The organism is Chromohalobacter sp. 296-RDG, assembly GCF_029889885.1.
Lineage (GTDB): Bacteria > Pseudomonadota > Gammaproteobacteria > Pseudomonadales > Halomonadaceae > Chromohalobacter.
In genome coordinates this window covers 13441-33660 of record NZ_JARANY010000029.1, presented here as the reverse complement: position 1 = coordinate 33660, position 20220 = coordinate 13441, and the positions used below count along the sequence as shown (strand labels likewise).

The window sequence follows — 20220 nt, the reverse complement described above, 5'->3', positions numbered from 1 at the left end:
GCCCAGCGCGCCGAGCGTCTCGGTTTCGAGCTGATCGAACTGCACGCGGCGCATGGCTATCTATTGCATGAGTTCTTGTCGCCGCTTTCCAACCAGCGCGATGACGAATACGGCGGCAGTCTGGAAAACCGCATGCGAATCGTGCTGGAGATCTTCGATGCCGTGCGTGCGGTGTTCCCGGATGACAAGCCAGTCGGCATCCGCATCTCTGGTAGCGACTGGGTCGAAGGCGGCTGGGATCTGGAGCAGAGCATCGAATTGGCCAAGGCGCTCGACGCCCGTGGCTGCAGCTTCATCGACTGCTCCGGTGGCGGACTGGACCCGCGCCAGACGCTGAACGTCGGCCCCAACTATCAAGTGCCATTCGCTCGCCGCATGAAGCAGGAAGTCGCCATGCCGGTCATTGCTGTCGGCCTGATCACCGAACCGGAACAGGCCGAAGGCATCGTGTTCAGCGACGAGGCGGACGCCGTCGCCCTGGCCCGCGGCATGCTCTATGACCCGCGCTGGCCGTGGCACGCCGCCGCCAAACTCGGCGCTACCGTAAATGCCCCGAAGCAATATTTGCGCAGCCAGCCGCATACGTTGAAAGGGCTATTTGGTTAACCCGACGTACAATGGCTTAGGCGCTTTTCAGACGGCCCGCATCCTTGAAACGATACGGGCCGCTTGTTGTCACGCGCTAGCTCATAGCGTCACGACTGCGCCGCCATACCCGCCTAGTTCTCCAGCGGTTCGTAGGGCAAGCCGACGTAGTTCTCGGCGATGGGATACGCAACTCCTCGACCTCCTGCTCAATAACCCGCACTCAGCAAGTCACCTACTCCGTGGCCCGCCGCCGGGATACCGACGAGACTCCGTCGCCAGATACTTGATAAGATAACGTTTTATTTCACCACCCCGGGAACGCTCGATGGTTCATAAAAAGGCAATCGCGCATTCAGTGTCATTCGCCGCTTTTCTTGGCCCTTTTACTCAAACCGTCTACGTTCCCATCCTCCCCGAGCTGCAAGACACGCTGTCCACCAGCCAACTGCTCATCAACGCCAGTATCTCGGTCTTTACCTTCATCATCGCCTTCATGCAGATCCTTTACGGTCCGCTGACCGACAGCCTGGGACGCAAGAAGGTCTTGCTCCCCGGGATCGCACTGTACGTCGCGGCGTCGATCGGTTGCTTCTATGCCGACCACATCACCTCACTGCTCTTCTTTCGCGTATTTCAAGCGGTAGGGATCGCCACGGGGTCGGTGGTCGCCGTCACCGTCATCGGCGACCTTTTCCAGGGTGAGAAGCGTCTCAAGGCGATGGGGACTTTTCAGATGATGGTCGCCCTCGGCCCTGTCATCGGACCGGTGGCGGGTGGTTTCATCGCGGGACGCTTCGACTATCATTTCGTATTTCTGGCGCTGGCCATCGCCGGGGCGCTGGTCGGCATCATCAACTGGGCATTGCTCAGAGAAACTAAGCCCGCCGGTCCCGCACGTAAGATCGACATAGCCGAATACGCACGCATCGCGCGCGACCGCCAGGGGCTGACCATCGGTATTCTGGGCTTTGTCCAGTTCTACATTTACTACAATTTCCTGGTCTATCTGCCGGTGATTCTCGATCAGAGCTACACGCTCTCCGTGGCCCAGAAGGGGCTGATGTTCCTGCCGCTTTCCGTGGCCTTAGTGCTGGGAAGTTTCCTGAGCAGCCGTGTGCAGAAACGCCTCTCCACGGAAAGCCTGCTGGTAATCACCGCCTTGCTATGCGCCATCGATGTCATGGCTTTCATGGTCACGGCAGCACATTCGCTGACACTGCTCATCACGACGACACTCCTGTTCGGGTTGCTACTGGGCCTGTCGCTTCCCGCACAGACCGCGCTGCTGACGCGCGTCTTCGTCTCCCACCGCGCTACCGCCGTGGGGCTCTACAATTTCTTTCGCTTCATGGGTATGGCCAGTGGGCCGTTTCTCGGTGCCCTTTTGTTCAGCCTCGGCGGTCTCACGCTATTGTTCAGCATCGCCGCCCTGCTGTTCCTGCTTATCGCCCTACTCGCTTGGCGTAATCTCATTCCCGCCCGACGCGCCTAGACAATGGCTATCTCAGAGGTACCCTTGCCCTGGAGAGGCCAATCGCGCCTAGAATGAATGTATGCATCTCGCCTGTTGCCAGGCGTGGGTCGTATTCATCGCGCACAGGAGATCCCCATGTCATTGACGCCTTCCACCATGATCGAGCTGGGCTCCCCACTGCCAGCGTTTCGGCTTCCCGATGCCGAGGGCAAGGAGGTCGACAGCGCTGACGTCGCCGGGCGCCCGGTCCTGGTGGCGTTCATCTGCAATCACTGCCCGTTCGTCAAGCATATCGCGGATGCTTTCGCCGACTTCGCCCGCGAGTATCAGGCCAAGGGCTTGTCGGTGATCGCCATCAACAGCAACGACTTTCACGCCCACCCGGATGACAACCCCGAGCACATGCGTGCAGAAACCGAAGCACGCGGCTACACCTTCGATTATCTGGTGGACGAAAGCCAGGACGTGGCGCGCGCCTTCGAGGCGGCCTGCACACCGGATTTCTTTCTCTTCGACCACGAGCACCGCCTGGCCTACCGAGGGCAGTTCGACGCCAGCCGGCCCAGTAAGGAGACGCCGGTCACCGGAGAGGATTTACGCGCCGCCGCCGATGCCGTGCTCGCGGACCGCACACCGTCGGCCCAGCAAATCCCCTCCATGGGCTGCAACATCAAATGGAAGTGAGCAATATGCAACGCGCGCGGGAGCGGACCACCGAGGCTCCCCGCCGACACCGCTGGTGCTCGATCACGTGCTTTCCGAGCGCCTGGGGCGGCGCGTGTGGCTCAAGGCTGAATCACTGCAGCGCACCGGCTTGTTCAAGGCGCGCGGCGCTCTGAACTGGTTGGGCACGGCCAGTGACGAGGAGCTCAGAGTGGGCTGGGCGCCGTGTCCGCCGGCAACCACGGCCTGGGGCTGGCCTGGGTGATCTCGTCCAGAGTAGCGAGCGGCTTCTCCTCCACCAACTGGCGTATTAGGCGCTTCTCTGCATCACTGATCTTTCTGGGTCGTCCGCCCTTCGAGATGGATGCTTCCCCTGACTGGAAGGCCTACATCGTGTCAGCCCTATTGTTTTGTAAACACCCTCTAAGCGCCTATGCGCGGGGCAAATTCGCCCCGCGCAACCTCCTGCCTTCGCTCTCCTTCAGCACCTCTTTCGCTCCCTTCCGACCAAAGTCTAGGTACGTCCGATTGTCGTGATGTCCCGGTGTTTCTATGATGGGCCTTTCCCATCGGCGACCGCTCGACCCGTCACGACGCCGATGCCGTGCCCTCGGCAACCGCTTTTGCAGCTTCTTTTCAGGATCTTGTCATGACCGATTCCACTACACCGGATATCCTGACCTTCGGTGAAGCGATGACGCTGTTCATCGCCGAAACCCCCGGCGACTTGGCCGAGGTCGAGCGCTTCCAGCGGCGCATCGCCGGCGCCGATACCAATGTCGCCATCGGCCTGGCACGGCTGGCCTTTCACGTCGCCTGGATCAGCCGCGTCGGTGACGATGGCTTCGGCACCTTCATTCGCCGCACCCTCAAAGGCGAAGGTCTCGACTGCCGCTATCTGAGTACCGATACCGAGCACCCCACCGGCCTGGTCTTCAAGGAACGCGCCGAACACGGCGAGGATCCCAAGGTGGCCTATTACCGGCGCGGCAGTGCCGCCAGTCACCTGGGCGTGGCCGACGTGAGCGATCTCGACTTCCAGGGTGTGCGCCACCTGCACGCCACCGGCTTGCCCCCCGTGCTTTCGCCGAGCACGCGCGAGCTCGCCTTCCACATGCTGGAACGCGCTCGCGAGGCCGGCCTCACGATCAGCTTCGACCCTAACCTGCGTCCCTCGCTGTGGAACAGCGAAGCCGAGATGCGCGAGACCCTCAATGCGCTGGCCGCACACGCTGACTGGGTACTGCCAGGGCTCGCCGAGGGCCAGCGCCTGACCGGCCTCGATAGTGCGCACGACATCGCCGGCTATTATCTCGATCAAGGCGCCAGCGGCGTCATCGTCAAGCTCGGTCCGGAAGGCAGCTACGTGCGCACGGCGGACGATGCTGGCATGGTAAAGGGCGTGGCTGCGGCCCGCGTCGTCGATACCGTGGGCGCCGGCGACGGCTTCGCGGTGGGCGTGATCAGCGCCTTGCTCGACGGACTCTCGCCACGCCAGGCCGCGCATCGCGGCAATCTCATCGGTGCCGAACAGGTGCAGGTCGTCGGCGACATGGAGGGCCTGCCACACCGGAACCGACTGCGCGACCTGGAAGCTGCACACCCATTGGCGTGACAGTACGTTCCCATGCTTCATCCATTACCAGGAGACCAGGAGCCCCAAATGACCAAGCGCATCCTCGCCTACGGGCGACTCAAGCCCCATCACCTCGAACAATTGCGCCAGCATTTCCATGTCGATTACTTCGACACGCTGGAAAGCGCCGACGACCCCGCGTTTCGTGAAGCGCTGGGGCAGGCCCATGGCTTGCTGGGCGCTAGCCTGCCGATCACCTCCGAGCTGCTCGACGATGCGCCCCACCTGGAGGCTATCTCGAGCATCTCGGTGGGGGTCGACAACTACCCGGTTGAGGAACTGACCCGACGCAACATCCTGCTCTGCCACACGCCGGACGTGCTTACTGAAACCACGGCGGATACCGGCTTCCTGTTGATCATGGCCAGTGCCCGCCGGGCGGTGGAACTCGCCACCATGGTCAAGCAAGGTCAATGGACGAGCAGCATCGGCGAGACTCACTTCGGCACCGATGTCCACGGCAAGACGTTGGGTATGGTCGGCTTCGGACGCATCGGTCAGGCCATCGCGCGGCGCGGCGCACTGGGCTTCGGCATGCAGGTGCTCTACACCCATGCCTCGCCCAAGCCGGCGTTAGAGGAAGAGCTGGGCGCCACGCACTGCGAATTCAACGCCTTGCTCGAGCAGGCCGACTTCGTCTGCGTCAACGTGCCGCTGACCGCAGAGACCACCGGTTTGATCGACGCGGACGTGCTCAAGCGCATGAAATCCTCGGCGATTCTGATCAACATCGCACGCGGCAAGGTGGCCGACGAGGAGGCGCTGATCGAGGCACTCTCAAACGGCGAGATCCACGCCGCGGGGCTGGACGTCTTCGCCCGCGAGCCACTGCCCGCCGATTCCCCGCTTACGCGCATGGATAACGTCGTCACCCTGCCGCATATCGGCTCGGCGACGCATGAAACCCGCGAAGCCATGGCCCAGCGCGCCGTCGACAACGTCATCGCCGGCCTAGAGGGCCAACAACCGCCGAGCCCCTATAACGACGTCACACCACACGGCTGACCTCTCTCCCACACCCCGCACGCGCCACGTTTCTTCTCGCCTGCTCCTCTCGGTGCGGGCGTTTTCGATGCCCGGCACGCACGCTTGAAACCTGGTATCCCGCCCCCAGTCAATGATCACTGATAGCGGTCCCAGCGCCGCGCACTTTTCGACTCGGGAGCCACCTCATGCCCTCCAGCATTGCCCTTATCACCGGCGCCGGCCGAGGCCTCGGTCGCAGCATGGCATTGCACCTCGTCGCCAACGGTGTCGGCATCATCGGCACCTACTGCAGTCATCGCGACGAAGCGCTGGCGGTCGCACGTGAGATCGAGGCGGCCGGTGGCACGGCAGCGATGCTCGAACTCGACGTCGGCGATAGTACCGCCTTCGCCGAATTCAAGGACAACGTAACGGACACGCTTGAAAACATCTTCGGTGGTACGGAGCTGGACGCCGTGGTCCACAACGCCGGTGCAGGCATTCTCGCCCCCTACGAGGAGACCGCCGAGGATGATCTCGACGCCCTGTATCGCACCCACTTCAAGGGGCCGTTCCTGCTCAGCCAGGCCCTGCTGCCGATGATCGCTCGGGGCGGACGCATCCTGAACGTCTCCACCGCAGCGACACGCTTCGTGCTGGACAACCACTGCGCCTATTCGGCCATGAAGAGCGCACTGGAGGTGACCACACGCTACATGGCCAAGGAACTCGGCGAGCGTCGGATCACGGTCAACGCCATCGCCCCCGGCGCCGTGGAAACCGACTTCGCCGGCGGCGCGGTCCGCGACGATCCGGATCTGAACGCCCATTTCCGCTCGATCACACCACTGGGGCGCACGGCCAAGCCAGATGACATCGGCGCCGCCGTCGCGAGCCTGCTATCAAGCGATTTCGCCTGGCTCAACGGTGAACGCATCGAACTCACCGGTGGGCAATCGCTTTAATAACGTTCTTGAAAGACCCACTAAAGAAAGCTGAGCCACAAGCCCGCTTGACACGGGCCTGTACCCACGCGCTTGGCGTCACCACGCAGTTGCCACCTCTCGCCCACGTAGACCGACGTGGGCATTTTCGACACTGACAACAATCCCCGCTACCTACGACTCTGGTCGCATTTGGACCAAAGGTGAATGGGGTCGTCACGACGACTCTTCTAGACTGATCAACAGATTTGGATCAATCCAAAAACGAGGCATATCAGTCATGGCCAGATTTCCCGAGACCTCGTCGTCCTCACGCGAGAGAGCGCGCCAAAGCGTCACTCTGCAGGACATCGCCGCGCATGCCGGTGTGTCGCGGTCGACGGTCTCGCTGGTGCTGCGTGACAGTCCCTTGGTGGCGGACGCCACGCGCACACGGGTGCAAGCCTCCATCAAAGCCCTCGGTTACGTCTACAACCGTGGCGCGGCCGCGCTGCGCGCCAGCCGCACCTTTACCCTTGGCGTGGTCGTCTACGACATCGCCAACCCGTTCTTCGGCGCCATGGTGGCGGGCATCGACTCAGTCCTGCATCGCGAGAACTATGTCTCGTTCCTGGCCAACAGCGAAGACTCTCCCGAGCGTCAGCAACGCTTTCTGGAGCGCATGCGGGAGCAGCGTGTCGACGGTTTGCTGCTATGCCCCGCCGAAGGCACCGATCCCGCGCTTCTCACCCAACTCGTGGACTGGAACATGCCTTGCGTTCAGGTGTTGCGCCATATCGGCACACCCCCGTTCGACTACGCCAGTACCGATTTCGAGCTCGGGGTCCGCCAGGCCGTGGATCATCTCGTCACGCTCGGCCATCGGCGTATCGTGTTTCTCGGCGGCGACGCCAGACACTCCGCCACGCAGGCCCGTCACCGGGGCTACCACGAGGCCATGCGTGCCCACAGCCTCGATGATGTGCACCGCGTGATACGCGGCGCGGTCACGCGGCGTGCCGGCTTCGACGCCGTGCAGCACCTGATGCAAGAAAGCCCGCGCCCCACGGCCGTGATCTGTCACAACGACCTGATGGCTCTAGGGGTCATGCTGGGGCTTCAACGGCTGGGCCTGGTTCCCGGCGAAGACTGTGCGGTGGTCGGTACCGACGATATTGAAGAAGCCGCCCTGAGCATGCCCGCACTAACCAGCGTCGCAACCCATCCTTACGCCATCGGCGAGGAGGCGGCGCGACTCGCCATGCGGCGCATTGCCAATCCTGACGGCGCTCGCGAGCAGGTGGTTCTTACACCACGCCTGCAAGTACGCCACTCATGCGCACCAATTCCCACTCCCGAGAAAACATCGTACCGACGATATCCACACGCCACTCTCGACGCCTGATCCGCCCAAAGCGGACATAACAATGAATGAGGTGACATCATGACTCAGCACTGGATCGATCCAAATGCATCCCGCCGCCCCTTTGCCAAGCGCGCGCTCGGCGCCATCGCGCTGACGCTCGGCATGACGTTAGCCGGTGGCGCCCAAGCCGTGGACTTGCGCTTTGGCCATGGCGGCACCGAAGACACCGCTTATCAGCTTGGCGCCGAACGCTTCAAGGAATTGATTGAAGACAAGACCGACGGAGATATCTCCGTCACCATCCTGGGCAACTCCGTTCTCGGCCACGAAACCGAGATGTTCGAGCAACAAATGGCCGGTGCGCTGGACATGTCGATCATCAACCCAGGATTGATCACCGACTTCTCGAAGACCGCCAACGTGTTCTCGATTCCCTTCATGTATCGCGACGTCGATCACTGGAAGGCGGTGCTTGACGGTCCAGTGGGCCGTGAGATAGCCGAAAAGATCGAGGACGAAACCGGCGTCAAGGTGCTGGCCTTCTTCGGAGGAGGCAAGCGCCAGATCGTCAGCACACGGCCATTGGAAAGCCTCGACGATCTTAAAGGCATGAAGCTTCGCACCAACCCCACCGAACCATTGATCGCAGCCTGGAAAGCCTTGGGCACCGAGCCGACCGTCATGGCCTGGAAGGAGATCTATACCGGGCTACAACTTGGTGCCATCGATGGTCTGCTCAACGAAGCCGAGTGGATAGAACGCATGCGCTTTCATGAAGTGGCACCGCATATCGGGCTCTCCGAGCATGACATCACCGTGCGCTTGCTGACGCTCTCGCAAATGACCTGGGAACGCCTCGACGATAGCCAGCGCGACGCGGTCATGGCCGCCGCCAAGGAATCTGCAAGCTACGCTCGCAAGGTACAGCTCAAGCAGGACGCCGAAGCGCTCGAGACGCTCAAGGAAGAAGGCGCCACGCTATACCCCATGGATCGTGAGCGCATGAAAGAGATCGTCGCCGAGCCGCTGCAAAAGGTGATCGATGACATGGGCCTCACCGAACTTCATGACCGGATCGTCAACGTCGAATAATCCCCCGGCCGGGATGAACGCTCCATCCCGGCTCCTGTCGCCGAGGGTTTCGCCATGCCCACCCTGCTTACCGGACTCACCCGGCTCAACCGAGCGCTCGAGCGCCTGCTGGGCGTTATCTTGCTGTTGCTGTTGGCGGCCTTCATCGTGTTCATCGTCTATCAGATCGTCAGCCGCAACCTTCCCATGCTGCCGCGACTGTACTGGACCGAGGAATTCAGCCGCTTCGCCTTTCAGTGGATGATCATGCTGGGTACCGCCATCGGCGTGCTGCATGCCGACCACTTCGTCCTCGAAGCCTTTCCCCGCGGCTCCCGGCTCGACCGCGCGACGCGCCTGATCCGTGACCTGGCCTGCCTCGCGGTCGGCGTCGTATTCGTCTATTACGGCAAGGACTTTGCGCTCTCCGGGCTTCGCCGCAGCGCCACGGCCTCCAAGCTGCCGATGATCGCGGTGTACGTCACGTTCAGCGTGTGCGGCGCGCTGATCATCCTGTTCGCCGCGCAACGGCTCCTGCATGCGACCCTGCATGGCCAGCCGGCCATGGAGCGGGCACTGGACACGCCCTCCGAGCTCGATGAGGCCCTGGCCGATACCACCGAGAGGCCCACCGATTCGCTCAGCGCCCCCGAGCATCGCAACGGCGGCAAGGAGTCTTCTCGATGATGCCGATGGACTGGATGTTCCTGCTACCCTGGCTGTTGTTCGCCGTGCTAGGCATATTGATCGTCGCCGGCGTGCCGATCGCCATGTCGCTGGTGCTCACTTCTTTCGCCGTGATCATGCTCGACCCGCGCCTGACGCCCTGGATCATGTTTCAGCGCATGTACAACGGCATGGACTCGTTCGTGCTACTGGCCGTGCCCCTGTTCCTGCTCGCCGGCAATCTCATGAACGCCGCACGCATCACCGACCGGCTGATCACGCTGTGTCTGCATCTGGTGGGACATTTCAAGGGCGCCCTGGCCCACGTCAACGTCATGGTCAGCATGTTGTTCGCCGGCGTATCCGGCTCCTCGACGGCGGATAGTGCCGGCGTGGGAACGGTGCTGATTCCGGCCATGAAACGGGAAGGCTATCCCGCGCATTTCGCAGTGGCGGTCACGGCCGCGTCGTCGGTCATGGGCATCGTCATCCCGCCGTCGATCAACATGATCGTGTGGGGCGCGTTGACCAACACTTCGATCGCCGGCTTGTTCCTGGGTGGGATCCTGCCCGGGGTAATGATCGGGCTCGCACAGCTACTGCTCAATCTGGGATACGTGCGTCGCTACCAGGTGCCTGTGCGAAGTCGGGCGACACTTACCCAACTCATGCATTCAGGCAAGGACGGCCTGCTCGCGGCGGGCATACCTGTGTTAATCATCGGCGGCATCACGCTAGGGATAGTCACCCCCACTGAAGCGGCAGTGATGGCGGTGCTTTATGCCCTGGTGCTGGGTTTTCTGGTCTACCGCGAGTTGACGCTCAAGAACGTCATGGAGGCTTCGACTTCAACTGTCCGCTTGTGCTCGCTGTCCCTATTCAGCCTGGTCGGTGCGGCGATATTCGGCTATCTGATCAGCTTCTATCAGATTCCGCCGTCGCTGATGAAAGGGGTCAACATCACCGACCCGACCACGCTGCTCATTGTCATGGCCAGCGTCATGTTGCTGATCGGCACCTTCATGGACTCTCTGCCCGCGATGGCGATCCTCGCGCCGATCTTCCAGCCGCTGGCCATGCAGGCGGGCGTGCACCCGGTCCAATTCGGCGTCATCAGCGTCATGGCCCTGGGACTCGGCCTGATCACCCCACCGTATGGCTTATGCCTAATGATCTCAGCCAAGATCGGCGGCATCCCACTGCTCAAGGCGCTTGGCACAACACTGCTTTATCTCGCGGTAATGATCGCTGTTATTGCGCTTCTAATCGTGTATCCGGAACTGATATTGATGATCCCTAAAGCGCTAGTCCCGGATTTCGTATAACAACGCAATCGCTTTGAACGTCGCCCCGGCCTTGCCATCAGGGCCGGGGGCAACTAAAGTTCTATAGAGCGCTTAAAAAACGCCGTTCGCAAACTCGGTATGCTGTCTCAATACTGGGCGTCGCCTGCCGATATTTGGGACAATGAACGGTTTAATCCACTAAGCCCTCGAGGCTCCACCATGTCTCATCCGCTGTGCCTGTTGTTCGACTGCGATGGCACCCTTGTCGATAGCGAACCCCTTCTCGCCAATGTCATGGCCGATGTCCTGACCCGTGCCGGACTACCCTTCGCCGCGCCCCAATACATGGAAGAGTTTCGAGGCGTCAGATTCGCCAACATCGTTGCTGAGCTGGAGCGCCGTTTCGGCGCCTTGGACGACGCCGCCCGAGAGGCCGCCGAGGCGGAGATGCGCTATACCATGCAGACGCGCATGAGCACCGAGTTGCAACCAATTCCGGGGATCCGCGAGGCGCTCGACAGGCTCACCGAGCATCCACGTTGCGTCGCCTCCAATGGCCCCGAACACAAGATTCGCCGCGCCCTCGACAGCACCGGCCTGCGCGCCTACTTCGGCGATCGCCTCTATAGCGGCTACACCATCGAGCGCTGGAAACCCGACCCCGAGCTGTTCCTGCATGCCGCGCGCGAGATGCGGGCTGCGCCCGAACGCTGCGTGGTCATCGACGATGCCGATGTAGGCGTCGCGGCCGGCCTGGCAGCGGGAATGCGCACGATCCACATCAACCGCTTCCCTGAACGCGAAACCACGCCCGAGGGCGCCATCGCCTTGCATGACATGCACGATCTCCCCAGTGCCGTGGCACGACTGGAACAGTTGGAAGCCGTGCTTCACTAAGCCCGTCGGATGGCGTCAACCGATATCGTGCCCCACGCCATGGCGCGTTATCATGGATGTCCGCGACACATCGATTCAGGAGGCGCGCATGGCATCGCTGCAGGACCAGTTACGTGGACGGGTATACTCCACCGAACACGGCGAAGTCTGTCCCGAGTGCCGGAAACCGCTCGTCGAATGTCGCTGTGCCGAAACGGCAGAGGAAGAACGCCTGGCAAGCCTCGACGGGACAGTCCGCCTGCGCCGAGAGACCAAGGGGCGCAAAGGCAAAGGCGTGACTCTGGTAGAAGGCGTGCCACTCAAGGCCGACGCGCTCAAGCCTCTGGCCAAGGCGCTCAAGCAGCGCTGTGGCACTGGCGGCGCCATCCAGGATAGCATCATCGAGATTCAAGGCGATCAGCGCGAAACGCTCAAGGCAGAACTGGAAGCGCGCGGCTATCGTGTCAAATTGGCGGGCGGTTGAACGCTCCGTCGGCTGCTTTCCCTTTTCCTGTGCGAGGAGGCTCTCATGTCCTTGCCTAACGTGCCGCGTAGCCTGCATGCCGTACTTACCGGTTTGTTGCTGCTTGGCCTCGCGGGCTGTGCCAGTGGCCCTGATTTCAATACCCTCGATGCTCGGGTCGTCTTCGATCAGCCGCCCAAGCTATCCAACGATGCTTCTCTCGATGTCACGCTGAAGGATAGCGACGATGCCACCGTGGCAGAAAGCCGCTATACACGCGTCGACACCCCCGCGACCGAGGTCACGTTGCAATATGACCAGGGCGCCATCAAGGCGGCGCATACGTACTTTTTGCAGGCCGAGGTTCGCGATCAAGGGCGCCTGACGCATCTCAACCGTGAGCGCGTCGAAGTCTTCAACGGCGAGACCGGCAGCATACCGACCGTGACGCTGGAGCCCGCTTCACCTTAGTGTGTGGAGCGGAAACGAGCGGAGCGGACGCGCCGCGATATTCGACTCGGCTACGTCCTAGCCGCCGGGGCCTGGGATACGACCTCGCCGGCAGGGGGCGTGGCCATGGTTCGCAGAGCGGCATCCAGCGTCTCGCCCGCCGACGCTTCGACCTTGAGGCTGAACAGCGCGTCGGCGCGCGTGCGCCCCATGTTGATGCAGGCCATCGGCTTGCCCAACTCGGCCGCTCGCCGCGCGAAGCGATAGCCCGAATAGACCATCAGCGACGAACCTACGACTAGCATCGCATCGGCGCCCTCAAGCGCCGCGAATGCCGCGTCCACACGGGAGCGTGGCACGCTGTCGCCGAAGAACACCACATCGGGTTTGAAGATACCGTCACCGCAACGTGCGCATGAAAGCAACGAAAAATCGCCGAAGTCGTCATGCGCCAAGTCGGCATCGCCATCCGGCCCAACACTCGCCTCCTGGCCCGTCCAATGGGGGTTGATACGCGCCAGGGCGGCGTGCACAGCATGGCGCATCTGGGTCGCCCCGCAGTGCATGCAGCGCACCACGTCGGCCTGACCGTGCAGGTCGATTACACGCCGCGATCCGGCGCGCTGGTGGAGTCCATCGACATTCTGCGTGACCAACTGCTCGATGCGTCCGCCACGCTCCAGCGTGGCAAGCGCACGATGCGCGCGTCCAGGCCGCGCCTCCGAAAGCGCCTGGAACCCCACCAGGCTACGCGCCCAGTAGCGTCGACGTGCGATGTCACTGTGCATGAACGTCTGATGCGTCATCGGCGGCGAGCGTTTCCAAGCACCCTGCTGATCGCGATAGTCGGGAATGCCGCTATCGGTACTCATTCCGGCGCCGGTGAGCACGAACAACCGCGAATGACGGGAAAGAAAGGTCGCCAATGATGACGCTGAGGAATCGGACATCGTGATCTCCCGGGCAAAGCCGATGCGCCATGATACAACTGGCGTCCCGTATCGCGACAAGCGCTCATCGCTCGTCGGCATCGCCGATCCCCGGCAAGCTAGCTAGAATGGGCGTTCATGTAACACGTTCTCGACCAGGATGACCGTGATGGCTTGGCTGGAATACGTACTGCCGATCATTTTTCTCGCCCCGCTCGGCGCCACCGCGCTCGTGGTGCTGGCACTGCGCCATCTGGAAGACGGGGCGCTGGTATCGCCCTATGACGGGCGGACACTGCGCGAGTCCGCACAGTCGCTACGCGACCGCCTCGACCGTGCCTATGCCGCACTCTTCCTGGATGGCGCGCTGGGGCCCATCATCACCCTGGCGCCGCTGGTCTACGGCATGGGACGCATGTTGTTCGCCAGCCATCACAGTTGGCTGGAATGGGCGCTTTACGGGCTTTTGACCACCTTGCTGGCATTAGTGCTGTGCTTTCGCTTGATTCGTGACGTGCAGCGCATTCGTCGCCTCAAGCTGGGCCTGGCCTGCGAGCTGGCCGTGGGTCAGGAGCTGGAGCGCCTGATCCGCCCGGAAGCGCACCCCTACTTCGTGTTCCACGATGTGCCCACCGACAGCGACGCCATCGACCATGTCGTAGTGACCCCGCATGGCATATTCGTGGTCGAGGTAAGCGCCCGTACTCCACCATTGGATATCATGGGCGAGGCCCGTACCCAGGTGGTAGTGGCCGGGCAACGCCTACGCTTTCCCGGCTGGCGCGAACGTCAATCCCTGGCGCACACACGGATGGCCGCGAGCTGGTGCCGCCAATGGCTGGCTCGTCACTCCCTGGGCGACATCGCCGTGCAAGGCGTGCTGGTCCTGCCCGGCTGGGAAATAGAGATCGAGCAAGCCCCCAACGGATTGATGGTCGTCAACGGCGAAGGGCTTGCCGCCCTACTCGACGGCACCCCGCTCAAGCCCATGAGCGACGACACACACCAGCGCGTGGTGCAGGCACTCGATCAGCGGATGAAGCGTGGCGAACCTCGCGGCACCCCCTCTCGCGATACTATCTGAACGGCTCAGGCCGAGGCGTCGCTTTGGCGCGCTCCGGCCAACTGTCCCAGTTCCCATAGCACTGCACTCTTGAGCACGGGCAAGAATCACCGCACGCGGCGACACCTCGTGCAGCGTCACTCGCCAATGCTGTCGTGCCATCATGCGTTCCCAGAACCATCATCGCGTCACCGCGGCCGCCGCGAACGGAGACGCCGCAGCCAAGCGCAGTGACGCAGTCGGCACATCATCCTCGTGCATCTGCGAAAGCGACTGCGCCCACAGCATGAAGCTAGCCGCTTCGAAGCCCCATCCTGGCGCGCCGATCAGCGCCACGAGCAGGATGTACACCACCAAGACGACGCTATCCAGCCAGGTAAACTCGCTCACGCGCCCATCCCCATGTGCCCCAACTGACCGTCTAAATAACAGGCTTCCGGGAAGCGTTACCGGAAAGTCCGCTTCGCGGCGTTTGCCAGTCAAACGCTTCTTTTTTGTAACTTTTCCACACCATTGGCCAAGCATCGAACGAACTAACTGGCCGGTTAGAGCTAAAAACGCCGAAAAAACGCCATTTCCTGGATAAGTCAGCGCTTGGCCTCATTACTAAGTTTAGAGATTAAACTTTAGTGGCGTTTATACCATAGTCAAAATGAAAACTTACTACATAATGCTAATAATGTCGTAAATGACGCAGGCATCATTCAGCCATCGCGCCTAGAACATAACGGCGCTTCGAGACCAACAACGTTTCGAGAACAACAAGGGGACCTCATGCCGATACCTTCGACACACCACTGCGCACCCGCTTCGCGTGGGCCAGAACACGCCCACCTCGTTCACTCACCGTTCAGGAGGTCTCGATACTCCCGCGCAACGACCTCGGCGTCGAGCCTCTAGGCTCGCTGAGCGACGCGCACGAACCACCGCATTTCACAAACAACGAAGCTATTCAACGTCACCATGACCAATAACATTACAAGGGAAATCTCATGAGAGACTCACGCCAGTTCACACGCAGACCACTGCTCGCGGCCCTGATCGGCGCTTCCTGCGTCATGCCGGCACTGGCCCATGCCGACATCAACCCCAATTTCTTCGGCTACGCGCGTTCGGGGATCGGTTCCACCGCCGGCGGCGGCAGCCAGACCTGCTTCAAGGCGGCAGGGGCGCCGGCCAAGTACCGCCTGGGTAACGAGTGCGAAACCTATGCCGAGCTGGGCCTGGGCGCCAACCTTTTCGATCAGCAAGGCACGAGTTTCGACTTCGCCAGCCGCGTCGCCTACGTCACCTCGCAGGCCAACGACGACGAATCGCTCAAGGACGACGGCAACAACATCGCCCTGCGCGAGATGTACGTCACCGGCACCAACGCCGTCAGCGGTCTGCCCGAGGGCTCTACGCTGTGGGCCGGTAAGCGCTTCTACAAGCGCCACGACATCCATATGAACGACTACTACTACTGGGATCTTTCCGGCCCGGGCGTGGGTATCTCAGATATCGATATGGGGATCGGCAACCTGAGCCTCGCCTGGGTGAGAAGCTCAGGATCGGATAGCGACAACCTACCCGATGAGAACCAGCGGCTCTCCGACGACACTATCGATGTGCGCTTGACGGACATTCCCACCAATCCCGGCGGCTCGCTGCAACTAGGCGTCGACTACGGCCGCGCCTCGCTATCGGATTGGCAGAAGGACTACTACGACGATACCGGTGTCGACTACGACGAGGGTGACAAGGGCTGGATGGGCACCATCGAGCACACCCAGTCGAACTGGTTCGGCGGCTCCAACACCGTGGCCCTGCAGTACGCCACCGACGGCATCATCACCAGTAATGGCAACGCCGTCGGCCGGGGCTCGGGCAGTCTCGAGCAGGAAGGCGATATGTGGCGCGTACTCGACCACGGCCAGGTCTGGCTGGTGCCGGACAAGCTCGACATGCTGTACACCGCCATCTACGAAGACAAGAACATGGATGACAACTCGGGCCGCAAATGGTTTTCCGCCGGTGTTCGCCCGACCTATTACTGGAACGACATCATGAGCACCGCCGTGGAGCTCGGTTACGATCATATCGAGCCGCAAAGCAACGTCACCGGCTATGATGGCGGCGATCATCACGTTACCAAGCTGACCCTCGCTCAGCAGTGGTCCGCCGGACGCGGCGCCATGGTGCGTCCCACCATTCGCCTGTTCGCCACCTACGCCAAGTGGAACGGCGACGCCTATCAAGATCGGGATGCTGAAGGCTATCGCCAAGCCCACGCATTGGACGCTGGCGCCGGCCCCAACAACGTCGACTTCAACGACACCGACGGCCTGACCTTCGGTGCCCAGATGGAGGTCTGGTGGGGCAGTTGATCGCTCGGCGGTCACAACAGCGACCGTCGACACGCTAGTTAGCTGTATCGATCCTTGAGGCTCCGTCGCATCGGCGACGGAGCCGTTTTTCGCATTCGGGAGTTCATCGTATGCCACAACGCCATCTGGCCATCCTGCTTTCAGGACTGGCCCTCACCAGCCTGGCCGGCTGTGCCTCGCTGGTTCCCCACGACGACACATCCGTGGCGCCGGCGGAGCAAAGTCAGCAAGCGCTCGAGCGCGCCACGGACTGCTGCAGTACGCTTGCCGCCTTGCCTTATCAGTCATTGGCGGTCGGCGAGTCACAGTCATTGACGCTCGACACACAGGCCCCGATGCACCGTTTCGCGGATGGGGCCAGCTACTTCCAAGCGTTCGAGTTGCCACGCACGCGCGAACCGCTGACGTTCAAGCTCACCAGCACCATCGCCAATGATCAGGTCTTCGCCCCCACGGTGCTGGTTCTCGATGAGGATTTTCAGCCCACGCAGCGCGTCGCCAGCGATAAATTCGACTACCTCAGCCCCAACGGTTTCGCCGGTGCGCGTCTGGGCGCTACCTTCGACATTACCCCCGGCCCCGATGCCGCCTACCTAGTGGTCTACAGCAACGACGCCGCACGCCAGGGCACGACGCAGTATGAAAGCGCGGAAAAAGTCTATGCCCGCGTGCGCGGTCTCGCGCTTCCCCCCGGGCCCGACCCCATCGCCGAGCACACCGCCACCGGCAACGTCACCTTGGAAAGCGAAGCCCGCAAGACCAGCGGTGGCCTGCTGACACCGATTCTCGGCACGCGCTCGCATGCCGACAGTGTGACGGCGGATACCGGCACTGACGCTTCGCGCAGCGAGCATGCCGCTCCGTCAAGCGGCGATAGCAACAATGCCTCCGCACCCGACTTCGATTATCGGCGGATGATCGACGCCGCCCTCAAGGCCGACGACATCGAGCTGGCCATGCAACTGGCCGAACGCGCCGAGCGCGAAGGCAACAGCGGTACTCGCGCCTGGCTAGCCGAGCGCCTGCGCAGCGTCTCGCCGTAAACCCGTAACGCATGGCGCGTGGCGAGTGCGTCACTCGCCGCGCAGTCGGCCGCCCATCTCCTGGGCGAGATCGACGGCGTAGTGGTCGGTCATACCGCCGATGAAGTCGAGCATGCGCCGATAGCTGGCGTAGAGCGACCACGACGGTTGGGGCGTGTTCTCGCCGATCAACGCCAGTACGCGCTGGTGCTTGAAGGAAGATTCACCGCTGTGATGCAACTCATACGCCGCGCCGATGAAGGCCTCGAGGAGAATACCCAGCGTCGTATAGGCACCGATTTCCAGCTTGGCCTTGCGTTCGTTCTGGAAGATACGCTCACGGGCGATCTGCTTGGCCGTGCCGACCCCCCAGCCCAAATCGGGATGACACAACTCGAGCAGGTCGCCCTCCAGCGTGCCATTCAGCAACGCACTTTCATGCTGCACGAACACCGCCGCAACATCGTTCACTGCACGTTCCATCGCCGCGCCGCGCAACGCCGCGATACGCCGACGCTGGGACACGCCCCGGGCGTGCATGTCGTCATAGCCCGACGGCGCGCCCCCGGCGATCTGAATGAGTACCTCGGCGACTTCGTCGTAGCGCAGAATGCCCATCTCCAGGCCGTCTTCGAGATCCAGCAGCGCATAGCAGATATCGTCGGCGGCTTCGACGAGATACGCCAGCGGATGCCGGCACCAGGCGGTTTCGCCATACGGCAACAAGCCCAGACGCTCGGCAACCTCGCCCAATTGCTCGCGTTCCGACTGGTAACAGCCGAACTTGCCGGCCCGCGAGGTACGCTCCACCGTCCACGGATACTTGAGCATCGTGCCTAGCGTGGCGGCGGTCAGGCGCATGCCGCCATTGAACTGGTTGTACTCGATCTGGGTGACGATGCGAAACCCTTGGGCATTGCCCTCGTAGGTCAGCAGGTCCTCGCGCTCGGCCGGCGAAAGCTCAGTCAACAGCCCACTGCCCTCCGCTTCGGCACGCTTGAACCAGTCGCGAATGGCGTATTCGCCGGCATGCCCGAACGGCGGATTGCCGATGTCGTGCCCTAAGCAAGCCGCCTGCACGATGACCCCCAAGTCGGCGGGGGTGATCCAGTCCGGTAGCCGCTCGCGCAACTGCTCGCCAACGATCATGCCTAGCGAGCGCCCCACGCAGCCCACCTCCAACGAATGCGTCAAACGCGTGTGGATATGATCGTTGTCGGTCAGCGGGTGCACCTGGGTCTTGCGCCCCAAGCGCCGGAACGACCCGGCGAAGACGATACGGTCGTGATCCTTGTGGAACGGACTGCGCCCGATCTCCTCGCGCGAGCCCCCGTGCTTGTCGTTGAGACGCATCGGGTCGAGCAAGCACTCCCATTGCATGGCGGTCATCGCACTCTCCGGCTATCAGTGGTCCAGGCTTCGGGCTTCGGGCTTTGCAGCATTCTAGTTCGTAGCTCGTAGCTCGTAGCTCGTAGCTCGTAGCGCGTGGCTCGTGGCTCGTGGCTCGTGGCTCGTGGCTCGTGGCTCGTCAGCGTAACGCTTACTCCTTCACATCCATATAATCGCGCGCCCAGGCACGATACTCGTCCAGCGTAGAGTAACGCGTGGACAACTGCGACGCGCTCAGCTCGCTGGCGGCGATGTCGCGCTGCTCGCGCAGGCAGTCGTAAGTCGCCTTGATCGCGGCGAAGTAGGCCGCGTGGCCGTTGACCACCACGCGCACGCCGAGCGAGGCCAGACGCTCGCGATCACGCAGTTCAGGATTGCCGTAGGTGACCAGCATCAGCGGGATATCCAGCGGCGCGGCCAGACGCGCGAGATGATCGAAGTCACGCACGCCCACCAGGCAGATGGCATCCACGCCCGCCGCCTGATAGGCGCACACACGCTCGACGGCAGCGTCATCATCGAGCTGACCGGCATTGGTGCGCGCAATGATCGCCATCGCCGGGTCGATGCGGGCCTCCAACGCCGCACGCATCTTGCCCACGCCCTCGTCGAGCGGGATGAGATCGGTGGACTTATGCCCATGCTGCGCCGGTAGCAATGTGTCCTCGATAGTCAACGCCGCCACGCCGGCACGCTCGAGTTCGGTGATGGTGCGCATGACGTTGAGCGCGTTGCCATAGCCATGATCGGCGTCGGCGATCACCGGCAGCCGCGTCACGCGGCCGATGCGGGTCGCCTGCTCGACGAACTCGCTCAAGGTGATCAGGGCGAAATCCGGTGCCGCCAGCACCTGCAGCGAGGCCACCGAGCCCCCCAGGATGCCCACCTCGAAGCCCAGGTCTGCGGCGATGCGCGCCGACATCGGGTCGAACACCGAAGCGGTGAAGAAGCACTGATCGGACGCCAACAGGGCGCGGAAGTCGTTACGTAGATCGTGTTGCGAGGGGGTTGCCACTCAAGACT

General features: G+C 62.3%; 21 protein-coding genes. 17 read left to right on the top strand and 4 right to left on the bottom strand.

Features of this window, described 5'->3' with window-relative positions; all coding sequences use genetic code 11:
* From OP495_RS11390 to OP495_RS11325, 14 genes are all read left to right on the top strand, one after another.
* Positions 1–606: tRNA-dihydrouridine synthase (locus OP495_RS11390; RefSeq protein ID WP_280569310.1), on the top strand; the 606-nt coding region annotated here is incomplete at its 5' end.
* A 307-nt stretch (positions 607–913) separates the two neighbouring features.
* Positions 914–2080: an MFS transporter gene (locus tag OP495_RS11385; protein WP_280569309.1), complete on the top strand. Its 1167-nt coding sequence runs from the start codon at positions 914–916 to the stop codon at positions 2078–2080.
* 117 nt (positions 2081–2197) lie between these two features.
* On the top strand, positions 2198–2746 hold the full coding sequence (locus OP495_RS11380) for a thioredoxin family protein (RefSeq protein WP_280569308.1): 549 nt from the start codon (positions 2198–2200) through the stop codon (positions 2744–2746).
* 55 nt (positions 2747–2801) lie between these two features.
* Positions 2802–2990 carry a hypothetical protein gene (locus OP495_RS11375; protein ID WP_280569306.1) on the top strand — a complete coding sequence of 63 codons (189 nt, stop codon included), beginning with the start codon at positions 2802–2804 and terminating at the stop codon, positions 2988–2990.
* A 384-nt stretch (positions 2991–3374) separates the two neighbouring features.
* Positions 3375–4340, top strand: coding sequence for a sugar kinase (locus tag OP495_RS11370; protein WP_280569304.1), 966 nt, complete (start codon positions 3375–3377; stop codon positions 4338–4340).
* A 48-nt stretch (positions 4341–4388) separates the two neighbouring features.
* Positions 4389–5366, top strand: coding sequence for a D-glycerate dehydrogenase (locus OP495_RS11365; RefSeq protein WP_280569302.1), 978 nt, complete (start codon positions 4389–4391; stop codon positions 5364–5366).
* 167 nt (positions 5367–5533) lie between these two features.
* The gene (locus OP495_RS11360) at positions 5534–6292 is read left to right on the top strand and encodes an SDR family oxidoreductase (protein ID WP_280569301.1); all 759 of its coding nucleotides are present in this window, start codon (positions 5534–5536) and stop codon (positions 6290–6292) included.
* A gap of 259 nt (positions 6293–6551) precedes the next feature.
* The gene (locus OP495_RS11355) at positions 6552–7655 is read left to right on the top strand and encodes a LacI family DNA-binding transcriptional regulator (RefSeq protein ID WP_280569298.1); all 1104 of its coding nucleotides are present in this window, start codon (positions 6552–6554) and stop codon (positions 7653–7655) included.
* Between the two features lie 39 nt (positions 7656–7694).
* A complete protein-coding gene (locus OP495_RS11350; protein ID WP_280569296.1) occupies positions 7695–8708 on the top strand; it encodes a TRAP transporter substrate-binding protein in 1014 nt (337 codons plus the stop codon).
* A gap of 54 nt (positions 8709–8762) precedes the next feature.
* A complete protein-coding gene (locus OP495_RS11345) occupies positions 8763–9374 on the top strand; it encodes a TRAP transporter small permease (RefSeq protein WP_280569293.1) in 612 nt (203 codons plus the stop codon).
* Positions 9371–10678, top strand: coding sequence for a TRAP transporter large permease (locus OP495_RS11340; RefSeq protein WP_280569291.1), 1308 nt, complete (start codon positions 9371–9373; stop codon positions 10676–10678). The genes OP495_RS11345 and OP495_RS11340 overlap by 4 nt, the downstream gene beginning before the upstream one ends.
* A 180-nt stretch (positions 10679–10858) precedes the next feature.
* Entirely contained in the window at positions 10859–11536 is a 678-nt protein-coding gene (locus OP495_RS11335) for an HAD family hydrolase (RefSeq protein ID WP_280569289.1), read from the top strand.
* Between the two features lie 88 nt (positions 11537–11624).
* Entirely contained in the window at positions 11625–11999 is a 375-nt protein-coding gene (locus tag OP495_RS11330; protein WP_280564439.1) for a translation initiation factor Sui1, read from the top strand.
* A 45-nt stretch (positions 12000–12044) separates the two neighbouring features.
* A complete protein-coding gene (locus OP495_RS11325) occupies positions 12045–12449 on the top strand; it encodes a YbaY family lipoprotein (RefSeq protein WP_280569287.1) in 405 nt (134 codons plus the stop codon).
* 50 nt (positions 12450–12499) lie between these two features.
* On the opposite strand, the gene OP495_RS11320 is transcribed toward OP495_RS11325, so the two are convergent.
* Entirely contained in the window at positions 12500–13378 is an 879-nt protein-coding gene (locus tag OP495_RS11320) for an NAD-dependent protein deacetylase (RefSeq protein ID WP_280569284.1), read from the bottom strand.
* 148 nt (positions 13379–13526) lie between these two features.
* Here OP495_RS11320 and OP495_RS11315 point away from each other — a divergent pair, with 148 nt between their 5' ends.
* Positions 13527–14441, top strand: a complete 915-nt coding sequence (locus tag OP495_RS11315) for a nuclease-related domain-containing protein (RefSeq protein ID WP_280569281.1) — start codon at positions 13527–13529, stop codon at positions 14439–14441.
* A gap of 159 nt (positions 14442–14600) precedes the next feature.
* Here the strand turns inward: OP495_RS11315 and OP495_RS11310 are convergent, their stop codons facing one another.
* Positions 14601–14810: a hypothetical protein gene (locus tag OP495_RS11310; protein ID WP_280569278.1), complete on the bottom strand. Its 210-nt coding sequence runs from the start codon at positions 14808–14810 to the stop codon at positions 14601–14603.
* Between the two features lie 602 nt (positions 14811–15412).
* On the opposite strand from OP495_RS11310, the gene OP495_RS11305 reads away from it, so the two are divergent.
* Positions 15413–16786 (top strand): maltoporin, encoded by a 1374-nt coding sequence (locus OP495_RS11305; RefSeq protein ID WP_280569276.1) that lies wholly within the window; start codon positions 15413–15415, stop codon positions 16784–16786.
* 110 nt (positions 16787–16896) lie between these two features.
* The gene (locus tag OP495_RS11300) at positions 16897–17829 is read left to right on the top strand and encodes a MalM family protein (protein WP_280569273.1); all 933 of its coding nucleotides are present in this window, start codon (positions 16897–16899) and stop codon (positions 17827–17829) included.
* Positions 17830–17859: 30 nt separating this feature from the next.
* Here OP495_RS11300 and OP495_RS11295 read toward each other — a convergent pair whose 3' ends face one another.
* Positions 17860–19197 (bottom strand): deoxyguanosinetriphosphate triphosphohydrolase, encoded by a 1338-nt coding sequence (locus tag OP495_RS11295; protein ID WP_280569272.1) that lies wholly within the window; start codon positions 19195–19197, stop codon positions 17860–17862.
* A gap of 151 nt (positions 19198–19348) precedes the next feature.
* Entirely contained in the window at positions 19349–20212 is an 864-nt protein-coding gene (locus OP495_RS11290; RefSeq protein ID WP_280569269.1) for an oxaloacetate decarboxylase, read from the bottom strand.
* Between the last annotated feature and the right edge of the window lie 8 nt (positions 20213–20220).